Below are 16193 nucleotides of genomic sequence, written 5' to 3' on the forward strand. Positions count from 1 at the left end.
CTAGTTCTGTTATGTAGTTACAGTTTTATTTCTTATGTTAAGTGTCTATTTTATATTTGTGTTTTGTAAATATCATTTTACCATCACTATAAAAAACAATATCACCTATTTTATCTGTCCTATAAATTGATATATTGTTTTGTTTTAAATTATTGATAACTTCCTTATGAGGATGACCGTATTGATTTTTATATCCACATGATATTGCGGCTATATCTGGATGAATTTTTTCAATAAATTCTGACGTAGTTGATGAATTGCTTCCATGATGACCTATTTTTATAAAATTGATATTATCTAATTTAAAATAATGTAAAATTTCTTTTTCAATTGGTTCTTCAGCATCGCCCATAAATAAAAATGAGGTGTCATTAAAGTTTAATTTAAAAACTATTGAATTTAAATTAGATTCTTCTTGTATATATGAAGGACTTAATACATATATATTTATATTGTTATCAATATTTAAAACATCATCTCTGTATAGATACTGAATAGATAGTTTTTTATCATTACAAGAACTTATTAGGTTTTGATAAGCTTCACTTTCTGTTGATTGTTCAGGCATATAGATGGAGTTTACATTAAATTTTTTTATGACATTATCAAGACTACCTATATGGTCGGAATCTGGGTGTGTGGCTATTATTATATCGATGGTTTTTATTCTTTTTTGTTTCAAGTAACTAGTAACTATATTTCCACTATCTTCATCACCTCCATCAATTAATATATTTTTCTTTGTAGGTGTTTGTACTAAAAGACTATCACCTTGTCCAACATCTATCATATGTATAGATAGTAGAGATTTTTTGTCACAACCACTTAAAAGTGATATTATAATAAGTGTTAATAAAAAAATTTTATTTCTCAATAAAAAATCACTCCAGTCATTACATGTTTATATAATTTTATGATGGGTAATATAAGATATATGGGAACTATCCTATTTTATATTTTAGACAATATAAGTGAAATTAATACCATAACTAAATTGGAGTTTTTATAGATACAAAATAAAATTTTAAAAAATTAAGCAATAAAAAGGTAGGAGGATTTTATGTTTTTCAAAGATATTGAACTAAATTCAAAAAAGGAGCTAGACCCTTATTTTGATTTAGTAGATTATGAAGCTTGTGAGTACTGTTTTAGTACTTTATATATGTGGCAACATGTTTATAAGACAGGATATTATATAGGTGAAGATTTTGCTGTTTTAGTTGGTGAATACGAAGGAGATAGTTTCTCAATATTACCACTTGCTAAAAAAGACAAACTTCCAGAAGTTGTAGATTTTGTACTTGAGTATTTTTCACATAACAACAAAAAAATATACTTAAGAGGTATTACTACTGAAGTGGTAGAATTTCTAAAAGAAAAATACCCAAATAGATTTGAGTATATAGAAGAAAGAGATTTATTTGACTATATCTATGATGCAGAAAGTTTAAGAACATTAGCTGGAAAAAAGAATCAAAAGAAGAGAAATCACATAAATTATTTCTTAAAAGAATATGCAGGTAGATATGAAGCAAGATTATTAGATAAAGAAAACTTCAATGAATGTTTAGTATTAATGAAAGAATGGGAAAGTAACAAAGAAGAAAATAACGAATTTGATGAAAGCATGGATGATGAATTGGTTGGTATCAAAAAGATATTTAACAATTACGATATTTTAAAAGATAAAGTAAAAGTGTTTGGTGTATATGTGGATGGAAAATTAGAAGCATTTAGTATCGGAGAGCTTTTAAATAAAAACATGGCATTAATTCATATAGAAAAAGCCAATCCTGATATAAGAGGCTTATATCCATTTATAAACCAACAATTTTTAGTAAGTGAATTTGAAGATGTTGAATTTGTAAATAGAGAAGAAGACTTAGGTATTGAAGGTCTGAGAAAAGCTAAACTTTCTTACCACCCTTGTAGATTTGTTGAAAAGTACAGTGTTAGGGAGGCTTAATAAACTATATGGAGATTAGGTATGCTAAAGACGAAGAAATAGAAAGTATAAAAGAAATATGGAGTTATTGCTTTAATGACAGTGAAAGTTTCATGAAATACTATTTTAATGATAAATATAAATATGAAAATACTGTAATAGCTTTAGATGAAGGAAAAATTGTTTCCTCTCTTCAGCTAAACCAGTATAAATTAAGCTTAAATAGTAAGGTATACAATACATCGTATGTAGTAGGGGTTTCTACACTTCCTGAGGGGAGAGGAACTGGTTATATGAGTAAAGTTATTAAATTTACTTTAAATGAGTTGTATAAGAAAGGACAACTAGTATCTATATTAATGCCAATTGACTATAGACTTTATAGAAGATTTGGATATGAGCACTGTTATGACCAAATTGAATATACTATCAAAACAGATGATTTAAAAAATTTCAAGGCAAATGGAAAAATGATAAAAGCTGATTTATCACAAATTGATGATTTAATTAAAATAGATAAAGTATTTTTAAATGAGGTTAATGGTAATGTGTTAAAAGATGAACATTATTATGAAAACTTATTTAAAGAAATCCAAAGTGAAGACGGACATTTATATATCCATGAAGGTAATGAAAAAGATGGATATATAATTTATTTTCTTCAAGGAGATAAAATGTTTGTCAGAGAGCTATTTTATAAAAACATAGATGCTCTTAAATCAATGCTTAAATTTATATATAATCACAATACTCAATGTAAGATAGCTTCTATAGCTACTCCTACAATAGATAAGATAAGGTTTATATTAGACAACCCTAAAGATTGTGAGATAAAAATAAAACCTTTTATGATGGGAAGAGTTATAAATGTAAAGCAATTTATTGAAGATATAGATATTGATAAGGATATTAATAGTTCTATAAAATTATATATAGAAGATAAATTTATAGAAGAAAATAATGGACTATTCAAAGTCTCTATACAAAATAAGAAAGTAATAGTGGAAAAATTAAATAAAGAATGCACAGAAGGGCTTCAAGAGTGTTTTGATATTAAATTAGATATAAATGCTTTAACACAATTGGCATTTTCTTATACAGACGTTGAAGAAGCACTTTTATTAAATAATATAGAAGGTATTTCAAAAGAAACAATAGAAATACTTAATTGCATTTTTTCTAAAAAAGACAATTATATAAATGAATATATATAGAAGTGAAAATACGTCAAAAGATTTTAATAAATCTTTTGACGTATTCTTTTGTTTATAGAATAATTTCTTTTGTTTAAAAAATCTTTATTTGAAAATAATCTAAATAATATGTTTTATAGAGGAGTGATTATGATTCAAATAAGAAGACCTTTACTAATTATATTAATATTTGTGATAGCTGTATCTTTTATTATCACAAATAAGAAGAAAGAGGATGAAAAATTTAATGATAAGATAATAACTATACAAGGAACAGTCAAAGGAAGATTTGAAAAGCCTAGATATAATCAGTATAAAGTAGGAGCTTTCCTAATAAATGATTACACAAGAACTAAAAATTTGAAAATTGGTCAGAAAGTTAATGTTACAGGTAAATTTAAAAGTTTAGGTAAAATGAAATATGAAGATTTTGATTATGGAAGATATATAAAAAGTACTGGATATAAAGGTATAATATATATAAATAGTTATAAAATTATTGGTAAAAATAAAATATATGACTTAATAGGTAAAATAAAGCTTTACATAAATAAAACTTATAGATATTTATATAAGAAAAATTCAGATTTTATAAATTCTATATTGTTAGCAGAGGTTGAAAATTTGACAGATGAACAAAAAGAAATGTTCACTAGGACAGGAACTAGTCATGTAATATCTATATCTGGTCTTCATACAAGCATACTATGTGTTGTAATTGCTTTTCTATTAAGAGGTATAAATAAATTGTATAAATTATTAATATTGTCGATTTTTATATCTTTATATTGTATAATGGTAGGTGCGTCTCCATCTATAATTAGGTCTATAGCATTTGTTATGGTTTTCTATTTATCAGTCTTTATTAATAGAAAAAAGGATGGAATATCAACACTGTCTCTAATAGGGATAGTTTTAATTATAAATAACCCCTATGTTATATATAATGTAAGTTTTCAATTATCTTTTTTAGCTACATTCTCTATACTAATATTTTACAATAAAATAAATAGTATTATAAAATTAAGTATGGTATCATTGACAATATCGTCAAATATATTAACCTTGCCTATAATATATTATACATTTAAAGGTATACCATTGGTTTCAATCATAGGAAATTTAATAATAGTACCATTTATAGGTATAATAATGTATTTGAGTATTGCAAGTTTAATAATATTTAAAATAAGTGTAGTAATAGCTAAAATAATAGCTTTATTCAACAGCACATTGATAGAAATCATATTTTTTTTACTAGATAAACTCAGCAATTTAAATTTTGCATATATTGATATAGATAACCCTAAACTTTATATTGTAGTGATTTATTACATAGGAGTATTTTTTTACATATTTTACATAGAAGGAAAAGAGATAAAGGAGCAAGAAAATGGATTACAAGGATATTATAAGGAATATAAAAGATAAAAAACTTGAGAAAATGTATCTTTTTTATGGCAGAGAGTATTATTTAATAGAAAATGCAATAAAAGTCTTTAAAGAGAATTTAAACGAAGGAATGCTCGATTTTAACTTAGATATAATAGATGGAAAGGAAATAGTCTTAAATCAGCTTATAAGCTCTATAGAGACACTTCCTTTTATGGATGATAGAAAAATAGTAATAGTAAAAGACTTTGAGTTACTAAAAGGAAAGAAAAAGAATTTTACAGATAGCGACGAAAAATACTTGATAGAGCATTTAGATAATACTCCAGACACTACCACTATAGTTTTTGTTGTATATGGAGATATAGACAAAAGAAAATCTTTAGTTAAAAAGATAGGTAATAATGGAATTGTTTTTAATTGTGACAAGCTTTCTGATATGGACTTATTTAAGTGGATAAAAAAATCTTTTGCTCTAAATGAAGTTATAATAGAAAACTCTCAAATAATGTATTTTATTGAACAAGAAGGATATAGAGATAAAAGTAGTGAAAAGACTTTATCAGACTTAGAAAACGAGATAAATAAAATTAGTTCATTTGTTGGAAAGGGAAATAGTGTAACTAATGATGTAATAGATAAATTATCTCCTAAAAAGGTTGAAAATGATATATTTAAGTTAATTGATTATATTGGAGAGCAAAGTGCTTCTAATGCAATGAAAATATTGAATGATATGATACAAGAAGGCGAATCTGTTTTAGGTATATTTTCTATGATAGCTAGACAATTTAAAATAGTTATGCAAGTAAGACAATTACAACTAGAGGGATACTCAGCAAAACTTATAGCAGATAAATTAAAAATGCATCAATTTGTAATAGGAAAAGCATTAAAACAGACTAAAAACTTCTCTGATGATATAATCATAGAAATTTTAAACTATATATTAGAAAGCGATTATAAAATAAAAACAGGACTTATAAGGGATACTTTAGCAGTAGAAATGTTGGTTAGTAGATACTGTAAAAGGCAAGCAATGTAAAAAACTTATATATTAATAAAAAATAAATAGCAAGATATGTTATAGTTCAAAGTACAAGTAGGCTAAATTGAGTCTAAGAGTATATAATCAACTATAATATGTCTAACTATTTATTTTTTATTGTATAAATTTCCAAAATAAAAAACCCCTGCATAGGGGTTATTATATATAAGAAATATAAACTGGTAATTAAGCGTTCATACCGTTTAACTTTTGAGCTAATTTAGCTACTTTTCTAGCTGCAGCATTCTTATGTATAGTTCCTTTAGAAGCTACTTGGTATATTCTCTTTTGAGCATATTGGAACTTAACAACAGCATCCTCTCTGTTTCCAGCTGCAACAGCATCTTCGAATCTTCTTATTGCAGTTTTTATTTGAGATTTTCTAACTCTATTTAAAGCAGTTTTCTTTTCGATAACACTTATTCTTTTCTTAGCTGATTTTATATTTGCCACCGTGTTCACCTCCCTGTATTTTTTTCTCATATTCATCGTCAACATATTAGATTTTAACAGAAATAAATCTAAAAATCAAGGATTATTATTTATATATTTTAATAATGTTTTTTATTTTGATTTTTTAGACTATAGATTGTGTATAAATAATTTGCAATATCTTGTTTTTAGGTTGGTATATTTTGTGTTTTAAATATTTTAATATATATAAATTAATATTTCATTTTTGTAACAAATATTTTGATATAATACAAACTATTTACATACATTTTGATAGTATTTCCAATAATTATAAGATAATGCAAGAAATTACTCATTTTTGTAAATTTAATAAAAAATTTATAAAAATATAAATTTATATGTTTAATTAAGATAATTTTTCCAATAATTGAGATGTTTTTTTCATTTTATAGTATATTATTTAAGTAGAACTATAATATTTAGGAGGTATTTATATTATGAAAATATGTAAAAAATTATTAACTATGGGAATTTCATTCTTGTTAGTGATTTCTACTTTTCCAATAGTATCAAATGCACTAAGTTCGATTGATAGTATAAATGGTAAAGATAAGTATGAAACTTCAGCTATTATTGCAGATAGGCAGAATTATACTAAAGCCATCCTTATCAATGTGGATAATAGTTTAGCAGATGGATTATCAGCAAGTGGATTGGCTGGAGTTGAAAACGCACCAATATTATTGACTAAGAAAGATGAGATACCAGACTCAACATTAAAAAGACTTAATAATGTTAAAAAAGTGTACATAATAGGAGGAAATAATTCTATAGGAAGCAAAGTAGAGAATTTATTAAAGGAAAAAAATATTGACGTTGAAAGAATTGAAGGAAAAGATAGACTTAGTACAAGTTATAAGGTAAGTGACAAGATTTTAGAATTAAAAGGTACTTCAGGTAATGTACTGGTAGCAAATGGATTTAAAGGTGAAGCTGATGCTATAAGTGCAGCTTCAGTTGCATTTAAAAATGAGATACCTGTATTACTTACTAATGGCTCAGATATGCCTGAGCTTAAAATTAAAGGAGATAAAATATTTGCATTTGGTTCAACAAATACTATGAGTAATCAACTTGTAGAAAAATTAGGAGCAACTAGATTAGGTGGAATTGATAGATATGAGACTAATAAAAAGATAGTTCAACAGTTTTATGGTGGTGCTAAAGAATTTTATGTAGCTAGTGGCAGTGACCTAGTTTATCCGCTAATTGGCTCAACTCTAGCTGAAAGTAAACCAATTGTATTAGTTGGAAATGGAAGTAACAAAAGTATACTTAAAGGTGCTACTAAAATAACATCAATAGGGAATATTGATGCTTCTATAATAACACAATGTTTGAATGTAACTAATAATGTAGGTGACACTAATACAGGCGTAGTCAAAAACAATACAAACGAGGAGTATCCTTTAAAAGGAATGTTAGAGCAGTTTGGTCTTAATACAACAGGAAAATTTGGATGGGACATTAATTATGGTGGAAATGAAAATGGGAATGAACTTAGAGCAGATGGCAAATATTATTATATAAATAAAGGATATGCAGGATTAGGTGCATACGCTGCTGCATTTGCAGGTGAACCATACAAGAGTGTAATATTTAAAAATCTTGACCCTATAAAAATTATAGCAGGCAAAGAGTTGCTTACTTATGAGCAGACTAAAAATGAACTTGTAGTAATTAGAAATTTCCTAAATAGTTTCGATTGGAGAAATGCATCTGATATGGAAAAGGCGAATAGAGCTGCAAAACTGGTAATAGAGTCAAAATATGTGAGTGGGATAGCACATGATACAAATGTATATGGAAATCTTGTTGAAAAACGTGGTTCATGTGGAAGTTTTGCAAGTAGCTTTCATGTATTGACAAGGCTAATGGGAATGAATTCGATATATCAGGAAGATGGAGCCTTAAACCATGCTTGGAACTATGTGCAAATTGACGGTAAGTGGTATGAATTTGATGGTTCTGAAGTTGTATTATATAGAACTTCAGCAGAGTTTAATTTTTCTAGACTAGAAAATGCAACAAAAACTATGCCTAAGTACTATGATGCTAAGGCATTATCTGTATTAGGCTTCAACCAATAAAACAAGAAAGGTTCTTTAGGGAGCCTTTTTTATGATTGAATATCTTTAAACTCTTCAAAAAGTTGGATAAACACTTTCAAAAATATGTTTATCATTTAATTATTTATATTGAAAAAACATGTACATATATGATGGATTTTATAAATGTATTATTAACAATAAAATAAATATCGAAAAACTAACATGATTTTTAACGTTTTTACATTGAACAGTTGAATAGACTATAATATTTTTATAGATTAAAGAAAGGGATGATAAGATGGATGTAGTAAAATTGATTCTAAATCCTGCTAGACTTCGTATTTTACAGTATATTCGACTTCATGGCAGTGTTCGTACATCTGATATAGTGAAGTATTTGAATGATATTCCTCGCGCAACGGTTTATCATCATGTCAAAATTTTAGAAGAGAATAATATGATTGAAGTAGTCAAAGAAAATCGTGTGCGTGGTACGATTGAAAAGGTTTATGCACTAAAGGAAGATGAAGTGCCAATGGAAGGTGAGGCATTTGTTGCACTTTCTACAGCATTTCATATAGGGTTAATGCAGGAAATGAATGAGTATTTTAGCAGGAAAAATCAAGACCATAAAAAAGATAATGTACTTTTTACTTCAGCATTGTTATATATGACTGATAATGAATATAAAGATCTTCTTCAAAATATAGCTAATTTATTGAAACCATATGTAGATCAAAAACCTAAATCGAATCTAAGGCTTCGAAAACTCTCAATTATATCTTCTCCACCTGTAGTGGATGATGACAAGAAGAAATAACATTCATTTTATTTTTATAAGGAGAGGTGACATATGAAATTTCATGAATTTGGAAATAAAAAAAGTCCACATATAATGTTGATTCATGGAGGTGGGAACGCATGGTGGAACTATTTACGACAAGCACAGGTCTTGTCTGAAAACTATTATGTAATACTTCCTACATTGGATGGTCATGGAGAAGAATATGAGAATACATATATTTCCACAGAGGATACAGCAGACAAGTTAGTAGAATATATAGATAAAGAATGTGGTGGTCATATTTTTGCTTTGTGTGGTGTGTCACTTGGTGGTCAAATTGTGATGGAGCTTTTATCTCGAAAACCTGATATTACCCAAAAGGCAATTATTGATGGTAGTATATGCTACCCAAGACCTACTATGGCAAGGTTTTGTATTGCTGGTATTCGTTTTTGTGGAGGACTTCTATTTAGTGAGAAGGCCTGTCGTTTTCAAATTGCTATGATGCCAAAGCTATTACCTAAAAATATGCAGTACCCAGATGAAATCAAAGCATATTATATGCAGGATATGCCACATGTCAGAAAAGAAACATTATATAATATGTATCGTACTTATATGATGCAATATACACTTAAGGATAGCATCAAAAAAACCATGGCACAAGTGATGTACTGGTATGGAGAAAAAGAAATGAAGTGTGTCAAAAACTCTGCGAAAATGTTTCAGTCTTATGTGGCCTCATGTAGGATTTATGAAGCTAAAGGTTATAATCATGGTTATCTCTCTCTTTATCTTCCAAATGAGTGGCTAGCAATTGCTGAACCATTCTTTCAACAGAAATAAATGAAGTGAAGAAGTCATTCTACTATGAACATAAAGTTTAGAAGATGCAACAAAGAACATGCCTATTTACTATTATGCTAAGACATTATCTGCATTAGGCTTCAACCAATAAAACAAGAAAGGTACTTTAGAGAGCATTTTTTTATGATTGAACATCTTTAAACCCTTCAAAAAGTTGAATAAACACTTTCAAAAATATGTTTATCATTTAATTATTTTAGAGGAAATATATAATGAATGAAATCTTGGGAAGAAAGTGATAAATAGATTAAAAGGTAGCGCCTATGTAAATAGTTGCTACCTTTTTATATTTGTAAATAAATGATAGATAAGGAAGTTTACTGACCATTTACTGACCAAACTCGATTTTCTTACATTGAAAGCCTTAATTTTACTTGTTTTAAATAAATTTATAGTTTTTTGTTATAAAATACTAAATTTTGTTAACAATTATAATTAGCATTTAATTTATACTGGAGGTTTATATGATTAATGTAAGAACAGATTTAGCTTTAGAAGCTAGTGAAATGTGTGAAAAGTCTCAAGAAGGAAGTAGTATTCCTGGGGTAGAAATAGAAACTAAAGAATTAGAAAATTGTATTGTAACAAAAGTTGAAGTAATAGATGAACAAGGTTCAGAGATAATGAACAAAGATATAGGAAAATATATAACCCTAGAAAGTAATCTTATGAAGTTTGATGATGATGAGTCAAGAGAAGAAATGATAAGTTATTTAAAAGATGAATTGGTAGATGTGTTTGGACAAGACAAAAACAAAAAGACACTAGTAATTGGTCTTGGAAATAGAAATATTACTTCTGATGCATTGGGTCCAAAAAGTGTATCTAAAACACTGGTAACTAGACATCTCTTTAAAAATTATAACAAGGATTATGATGATGATTTTACTGAGGTATCAGCTTTAAGCCCAGGGGTTATGGGTGTTACTGGGATAGAAACTAGTGAAGTAGTGAAGTCATTAGTTGAGAAAGTGAAGCCAGATAGAGTAGTAGCAATAGATGCACTAGCATCAAGAAAAATGGAAAGAGTAAACTCTACTATACAAATATCAACAGCAGGAATATCACCTGGTGGAGGTGTTGGTAATACAAGAAAATCTCTCACTAAAGAAACTTTAGGAGTGGATGTTATTGCAATAGGAGTTCCAACTGTGGTTGACGCAGCAACTCTTACTATAGATGTTTTGGATATGGCAATAGATAATTTAATATCTCAGTCAGAAGAAACAGAAAGTTTTTATAATATGTTGAAAAAACTTAAAGAAGAAGAAAAATATCATCTAATAAAAGATTCATTAGACCCATATGATAAGAATTTAATCGTAACACCAAAAGATATAGATGATACAATTGAAAATCTATCTATAATAATAAGTGAAGGTCTAAATAGGTCTTTACATCCAGGTAGATTGTAAAATAAGGAGGAGCAAATATGTTTAAAAAATGCATTAAAGTAGTAACCTTGACTTTTATATTAGCATGCATTTTACCAGGAAAATCATTGGCTTTAAATCAAGATGACTTTTTGAAATTTTTAGTAAATTCATCTTATCCAGAAGCTAAAGTCGAAGGAAATAATACAGAAAATAAAAAGAGTGATAAAAATAAAGAAACAAGTAAAGAAAGTAAAGATGAAAATAAAAAATCTGAGGATGTAAGTAAAGCTGATAATAAGAAAGAAAGTGAAAAAGAATATATAAAACTTTATGTTGGTAAAGAAAATGTTCCAGACATTGAGTCAAAAAACTCAGATACAACTGAAACTAGTACTGCATCTAGTGAAGATTATAAAGATGATTTAAGAGTGACTAAAGAAAATCCAAGAATCTTGATATATCATACTCATGGATGTGAAACTTATTCAAATTCACCTGATGGAAATTATCATTCAAGAGATAAGAAAAATTCAGTAATGGAAGTAGGAAATGCATTAACTAGTGCTTTAGACAGTAAGGGATGGGGTGTAGTCCATACTACTAAATACCATGACTATCCATCTTATAATAACTCTTATGCAAGTAGTTTAAAAACAATAAAAAGTATACTCCCTAAATATAATACAGTGGACATAGCAATAGATTTACATAGGGATGCTAGGGATTTAACTAATCCAGCCACTAAAGAAAAAGACCATTTAAAATATACAACTATGATAAATGGAGAGAGAGTATCTAAATTCTTCTTTGTTGTAGGAGGAAAAAATGAAAATAAAGCACAGCTTAGAGCTTTAGCAGATGATATAACTGCTTTTGCTGAAAAGAAATATCCAGGCTTGGTGTCTCCAATAGTAGAAAAAGATTATGCTAGATTTAATCAATTTGCAGTTAAAAATCACATGTTAATAGAAATTGGAAATAATGCAACAAGTATAGAAGAATCTAAGGCTACTACAAAGTATCTTGCTGAAATTTTAGATGAATATTTTAAACAAAAAAATTAGATTGTTTAGTATAATTAGGAGCATGTTGAATGAGCCGATTAGAAAGAAATATAGAAGGTAAAAGTAAACAAAGAAAATATAAGTATATTATGAGAATTATATTTTTAGTTATTATGATTATAGGTACATCAGTTTGTGTATTTATAGTTGACAGTAATGCTAAAAGTATGTTGGGAATAAAACAACATAATTATTTCTCAAGTATTAAATTTGATATTACAAAGCTTGATATACCAAATTTTGATATACACAAAATTGTTGAAAAATTTAATAAGTAGTAAATAAGTGAATAAGGTTTATTGATTAAAATAAGCCTTATTTTAGTTATGTATCTTTAATTGTATAAAATAAAAATACATTAACTATCTTTTATAGGATTTACTTTAAGTTTATGATATTATATAATATTTAGTGTTAGGCTTGATAATCCACATATAATGTGGATAATTTTGTTTAATGCCAATTAGTTTATATTCAAAAATTTAAAATTTGATATATAAAAAGTTTTTATATAATATAAAATGATAACTATAAGAATAATCAAGAGGAGGGAATTTAAGGTGGACAATAAACAAAGTAGAACTAGAAATTTTAGTATAATTGCACATATAGACCATGGAAAGTCTACCTTAGCTGATAGATTAATACAACAAACGGGGCTTGTCAGTGAAAGAGACATGAAGAGTCAATTACTCGATAACATGGATCTTGAAAGAGAAAGAGGAATCACTATAAAGCTCCAAAATATAAGATTAATGTATAAGGCGAAGGATGGAAATGAATATTATTTAAATCTTATAGATACACCAGGACATGTAGACTTCAATTACGAGGTATCAAGAAGTTTAGTTGCGTGTGAGGGAGCATTATTGGTAGTTGATGCAGCACAAGGTGTTGAGGCACAGACTTTAGCTAATGTGTATCTTGCAATAGACCAAGATTTAGAAATATTACCAATAATAAATAAAATAGATTTACCAAGTGCAAGACCAGATGAAGTAAAACATGAAATTGAAGATATAATAGGGCTTGATGCAAGTGAAGCACCTCTTATTTCAGCTAAAACAGGTTTAAATATAGAAGATGTTTTAGAAGATATTGTAAAAAATGTTCCTGCACCTAAAGGAGATAATGAAGCTCCATTAAAGGCGTTAATATTTGACTCTTATTACGATGCTTATAAAGGTGTTGTAGCCTATGTTAGAGTGTTTGAAGGAACTGTTAAAAAAGGTATGACAATAAAAATGATGAATACTAAGAAAAAGTTTGAAGTAACTGAAGTTGGTGTTATGGCTCCAGGGCAAACTGAACTTAGTGAATTATCAGCAGGTGATGTTGGTTATGTTGCTGCTAGTATAAAAGATATAAGAAGTTGTCGTGTAGGGGATACAATAACAGATTCAAATAATCCTACAGAAGAACCTTTACCAGGATATAAAAAAGCTACTCCAATGGTATATTGTGGTATATATCCAGGAGAAGGTGAAAAGTATGAAAATGTAAGAGATGCTCTTGAAAAATTACAAGTAAATGATGCTGCTCTTGAATATGAGGCTGAAACTTCAGCAGCACTAGGGTTTGGGTTTAGATGTGGATTTTTAGGTCTTTTACATATGGAAATAATGCAAGAAAGACTTGAAAGAGAATTTAATCTTGATATAATCACTACAGCACCATCTGTTATATACAGAGTTACAAAAACTGATGGAGAAGTTGTAATGATACAAAATCCTGCAAATTTACCAGAAGTAGCTGAGATAAGAATGATAGAAGAACCTATAGTAAAAGGAGATATAATAGTTCCTAAAGATTATGTAGGTGTTGTTATGGAACTTTGCCAGGAAAGACGTGGAAATATGTTAAACATGGAATATATAGATGAGAGAAGAGTAATGCTTCATTACGACCTTCCTCTTAATGAAGTTGTTTATGATTTCTTTGATGCCTTAAAATCAAGAACTAGAGGATATGGTTCTCTTGATTATGAGATTAAGGGATATGTTGCATCTACTCTTGTAAAACTTGATGTTTTAATTAATAAAGAGCAAGTTGATGCACTTAGTTTTATTGTACATGAAACTCGTGCTTTCCCTAGAGGAAAGGCAATGTGTGAGAAATTAAAAGGAGAAATTCCAAGACATCAATTTGCTATACCTATACAAGCTGCTGTTGGTAATAAAGTTATTGCAAGAGAGACAATAAGTGCTTTAAGAAAAGATGTACTTGCTAAATGTTATGGTGGAGATATATCTCGTAAGAAGAAACTTCTTGAAAAACAAAAAGAAGGTAAGAAGCGTATGAGACAAATTGGCTCTGTTGAAGTTCCTCAAAAAGCATTTATGTCTGTACTTAAGTTGGATGAATAATTTATTAAATTTTTATAAATTTAGATAAAAATACTTAAAAGCTAGAGTGAATTTAGAATTATTTCTAAATTAATCTAGTTTTTTTGTGGTATATTTTAATTAAACACATAGAGAATATAAGTAAGTGTATATTAAAGAAAAAATAAAAAAAGGTGATATTTATGACTAATATAGAAATTCCTAAAAAAGTGGATTATATAATTAAAGAATTAGAAAAAAATGGTTATGAGGCATATGTAGTTGGAGGATGTGTGAGGGATTGTTTATTAGAAAGAATTCCAAATGACTGGGATATAACAACTAGTGCAAGACCTGAAAAAGTAGTAGAGATATTTGAAAGAACTATTCCAACTGGTATACAACATGGTACTGTAACAGTCATGATTGAACATGAGCCATTTGAAGTGACAACATATAGAATAGATGGAAGCTATAGTGATGGTAGACATCCAGATTCAATAGAATTTACAAATGATATAGTTAAGGATTTGTCAAGAAGAGACTTTACTGTTAATGCAATTGCATACAATTCAAAGACTGGATTAGTTGACCCATTTAATGGCTGTGAGGATATACAAAATAAGTGTATTCGTTGCGTTGGAAATCCAATAGACAGATTTGAAGAAGATGCACTTAGAATGCTTAGAGCGATTAGGTTTTCTGCACAGCTTAATTTTAAAATAGCTGAAGGTACTAAACAAAGCATATACAAAAAAGCAGATTTAATAAAATGTGTGTCTATGGAAAGAATTCAAGTAGAATTCAATAAAATGCTAGTATCTGATTCATCTAAGTTAAATTTATTAATTTCAACAGGATTATTGAAATTTATAATTCCTGAAATATGTGATTTAGAAGATGTTATTCAACATAATCCATATCATATTTATAATGTTGGGAAACATACTTTGATAGCTACTGAAGTAATTGAAGATGAATTATATCTAAAGCTTACAATGTTATTTCATGATTTGGGTAAAAAAATTACTAAAACGACTGATAAAAATGGAATTGACCATTTTTATAGTCACAGTAGGGAGTCTGTTAAAATAGCAAAGCAAATTTTAAAGAGGCTTAAGTATGATAATTATACTATTAATAAAGTTCTAATATTAATACAATATCATGATTATAGAATAGAACCAAAAAGAAAAATTATTAAAAAGTTATTAAATAAACTGGGAGACATTGAACTATTTGAAGATTTAATAAAAGTTAATTGGGCTGACACACTTGCTAAAAACCCAAAATATGCAAAACAGAAAATATTAAACCTTATTGAGAGTGAAAAGGAATTTAAACATATAATAAGCCAAAATGAATGCTTTCATATTAAAGACTTAGCTATTAATGGAAACGATTTAATGTCTATAGGTGTTAAACCAGGTAAAGATATAGGGTATCTATTAAATAAGATGCTTGAAATTGTCATCAATAATCCAGAACTAAATGAAAAAGAAATTTTAAAAGAAAGAGTATTAGATATATACACATTTTAAGCTAGAAGATTAAACTTTAATTTAAGATAGAAAATATAATCCACATTTAAAAAATAGACAATCTTTAAAGATTGATATTCTATAATTTTAAATGTATAGCAAATTAATATAAAACTAGTAAGTTAATATAAAAT

At 27.6% G+C, this 16193-nt stretch carries 14 protein-coding genes; 12 read left to right on the top strand and 2 right to left on the bottom strand.

The window, feature by feature from the left end:
• Window positions 1-37: 37 nt before the first annotated feature.
• Window positions 38-874, bottom strand: coding sequence for a ComEC/Rec2 family competence protein (locus KGF36_RS01070; protein ID WP_227828191.1), 837 nt, complete (start codon window positions 872-874; stop codon window positions 38-40).
• Between the two features lie 186 nt (window positions 875-1060).
• Here KGF36_RS01070 and KGF36_RS01075 point away from each other — a divergent pair, with 186 nt between their 5' ends.
• The 4 genes from KGF36_RS01075 (at window position 1061) to holA (ending at window position 5575) form a co-directional block, all read left to right on the top strand.
• Window positions 1061-1966 (top strand): DUF2156 domain-containing protein, encoded by a 906-nt coding sequence (locus KGF36_RS01075; RefSeq protein ID WP_227828192.1) that lies wholly within the window; start codon window positions 1061-1063, stop codon window positions 1964-1966.
• Window positions 1967-1974: 8 nt separating this feature from the next.
• Window positions 1975-3159 (top strand): GNAT family N-acetyltransferase, encoded by a 1185-nt coding sequence (gene eis, locus KGF36_RS01080; protein WP_227828193.1) that lies wholly within the window; start codon window positions 1975-1977, stop codon window positions 3157-3159.
• 129 nt (window positions 3160-3288) lie between these two features.
• Window positions 3289-4569, top strand: a complete 1281-nt coding sequence (locus KGF36_RS01085; RefSeq protein WP_227828194.1) for a ComEC/Rec2 family competence protein — start codon at window positions 3289-3291, stop codon at window positions 4567-4569.
• A complete protein-coding gene (gene holA / locus KGF36_RS01090) occupies window positions 4532-5575 on the top strand; it encodes a DNA polymerase III subunit delta (RefSeq protein WP_227828195.1) in 1044 nt (347 codons plus the stop codon). The genes KGF36_RS01085 and holA overlap by 38 nt, the downstream gene beginning before the upstream one ends.
• Before the next feature lie 189 nt (window positions 5576-5764).
• Here holA and rpsT read toward each other — a convergent pair whose 3' ends face one another.
• Window positions 5765-6031: a 30S ribosomal protein S20 gene (gene rpsT / locus KGF36_RS01095; RefSeq protein ID WP_227432754.1), complete on the bottom strand. Its 267-nt coding sequence runs from the start codon at window positions 6029-6031 to the stop codon at window positions 5765-5767.
• Window positions 6032-6489: 458 nt separating this feature from the next.
• On the opposite strand from rpsT, the gene KGF36_RS01100 reads away from it, so the two are divergent.
• From KGF36_RS01100 to KGF36_RS01135, 8 genes are all read left to right on the top strand, one after another.
• The gene (locus tag KGF36_RS01100) at window positions 6490-8142 is read left to right on the top strand and encodes a cell wall-binding repeat-containing protein (RefSeq protein WP_227842129.1); all 1653 of its coding nucleotides are present in this window, start codon (window positions 6490-6492) and stop codon (window positions 8140-8142) included.
• A gap of 259 nt (window positions 8143-8401) precedes the next feature.
• Entirely contained in the window at window positions 8402-8923 is a 522-nt protein-coding gene (locus KGF36_RS01105; protein ID WP_227828197.1) for a helix-turn-helix domain-containing protein, read from the top strand.
• Between the two features lie 75 nt (window positions 8924-8998).
• Window positions 8999-9733, top strand: a complete 735-nt coding sequence (locus KGF36_RS01110) for an alpha/beta fold hydrolase (RefSeq protein ID WP_413840287.1) — start codon at window positions 8999-9001, stop codon at window positions 9731-9733.
• Between the two features lie 485 nt (window positions 9734-10218).
• Window positions 10219-11169 carry a GPR endopeptidase gene (gene gpr / locus KGF36_RS01115; protein ID WP_227828199.1) on the top strand — a complete coding sequence of 317 codons (951 nt, stop codon included), beginning with the start codon at window positions 10219-10221 and terminating at the stop codon, window positions 11167-11169.
• Between the two features lie 17 nt (window positions 11170-11186).
• Window positions 11187-12194, top strand: a complete 1008-nt coding sequence (spoIIP, locus tag KGF36_RS01120) for a stage II sporulation protein P (RefSeq protein ID WP_227828200.1) — start codon at window positions 11187-11189, stop codon at window positions 12192-12194.
• A 29-nt stretch (window positions 12195-12223) separates the two neighbouring features.
• Window positions 12224-12472 carry a hypothetical protein gene (locus KGF36_RS01125; RefSeq protein ID WP_227828201.1) on the top strand — a complete coding sequence of 83 codons (249 nt, stop codon included), beginning with the start codon at window positions 12224-12226 and terminating at the stop codon, window positions 12470-12472.
• Window positions 12473-12754: 282 nt separating this feature from the next.
• The gene (gene lepA / locus KGF36_RS01130) at window positions 12755-14560 is read left to right on the top strand and encodes a translation elongation factor 4 (RefSeq protein WP_227861032.1); all 1806 of its coding nucleotides are present in this window, start codon (window positions 12755-12757) and stop codon (window positions 14558-14560) included.
• A 161-nt stretch (window positions 14561-14721) separates the two neighbouring features.
• Window positions 14722-16059, top strand: a complete 1338-nt coding sequence (locus tag KGF36_RS01135) for a CCA tRNA nucleotidyltransferase (RefSeq protein WP_227828203.1) — start codon at window positions 14722-14724, stop codon at window positions 16057-16059.
• The last annotated feature ends 134 nt before the right edge of the window (window positions 16060-16193 follow it).

The sequence above is a fragment of the Clostridioides sp. ZZV14-6009 genome (assembly GCF_020658095.1).
Classification (GTDB): Bacteria; Bacillota; Clostridia; order Peptostreptococcales; family Peptostreptococcaceae; genus Clostridioides.

Excerpts from the sequence above, each read along its gene's own strand:
- KGF36_RS01075 (WP_227828192.1), top strand. The coding sequence starts at position 1,061 with ATGTTTTTCAAAGATATTGAACTAAATTCAAAAAAGGAGCTAGACCCT.
- eis (WP_227828193.1), top strand. The coding sequence starts at position 1,975 with ATGGAGATTAGGTATGCTAAAGACGAAGAAATAGAAAGTATAAAAGAA.
- KGF36_RS01085 (WP_227828194.1), top strand. The coding sequence starts at position 3,289 with ATGATTCAAATAAGAAGACCTTTACTAATTATATTAATATTTGTGATA.
- holA (WP_227828195.1), top strand. The coding sequence starts at position 4,532 with ATGGATTACAAGGATATTATAAGGAATATAAAAGATAAAAAACTTGAG.
- KGF36_RS01100 (WP_227842129.1), top strand. The coding sequence starts at position 6,490 with ATGAAAATATGTAAAAAATTATTAACTATGGGAATTTCATTCTTGTTA.
- KGF36_RS01105 (WP_227828197.1), top strand. The coding sequence starts at position 8,402 with ATGGATGTAGTAAAATTGATTCTAAATCCTGCTAGACTTCGTATTTTA.
- KGF36_RS01110 (WP_413840287.1), top strand. The coding sequence starts at position 8,999 with ATGTTGATTCATGGAGGTGGGAACGCATGGTGGAACTATTTACGACAA.
- gpr (WP_227828199.1), top strand. The coding sequence starts at position 10,219 with ATGATTAATGTAAGAACAGATTTAGCTTTAGAAGCTAGTGAAATGTGT.
- spoIIP (WP_227828200.1), top strand. The coding sequence starts at position 11,187 with ATGTTTAAAAAATGCATTAAAGTAGTAACCTTGACTTTTATATTAGCA.
- KGF36_RS01125 (WP_227828201.1), top strand. The coding sequence starts at position 12,224 with ATGAGCCGATTAGAAAGAAATATAGAAGGTAAAAGTAAACAAAGAAAA.
- KGF36_RS01135 (WP_227828203.1), top strand. The coding sequence starts at position 14,722 with ATGACTAATATAGAAATTCCTAAAAAAGTGGATTATATAATTAAAGAA.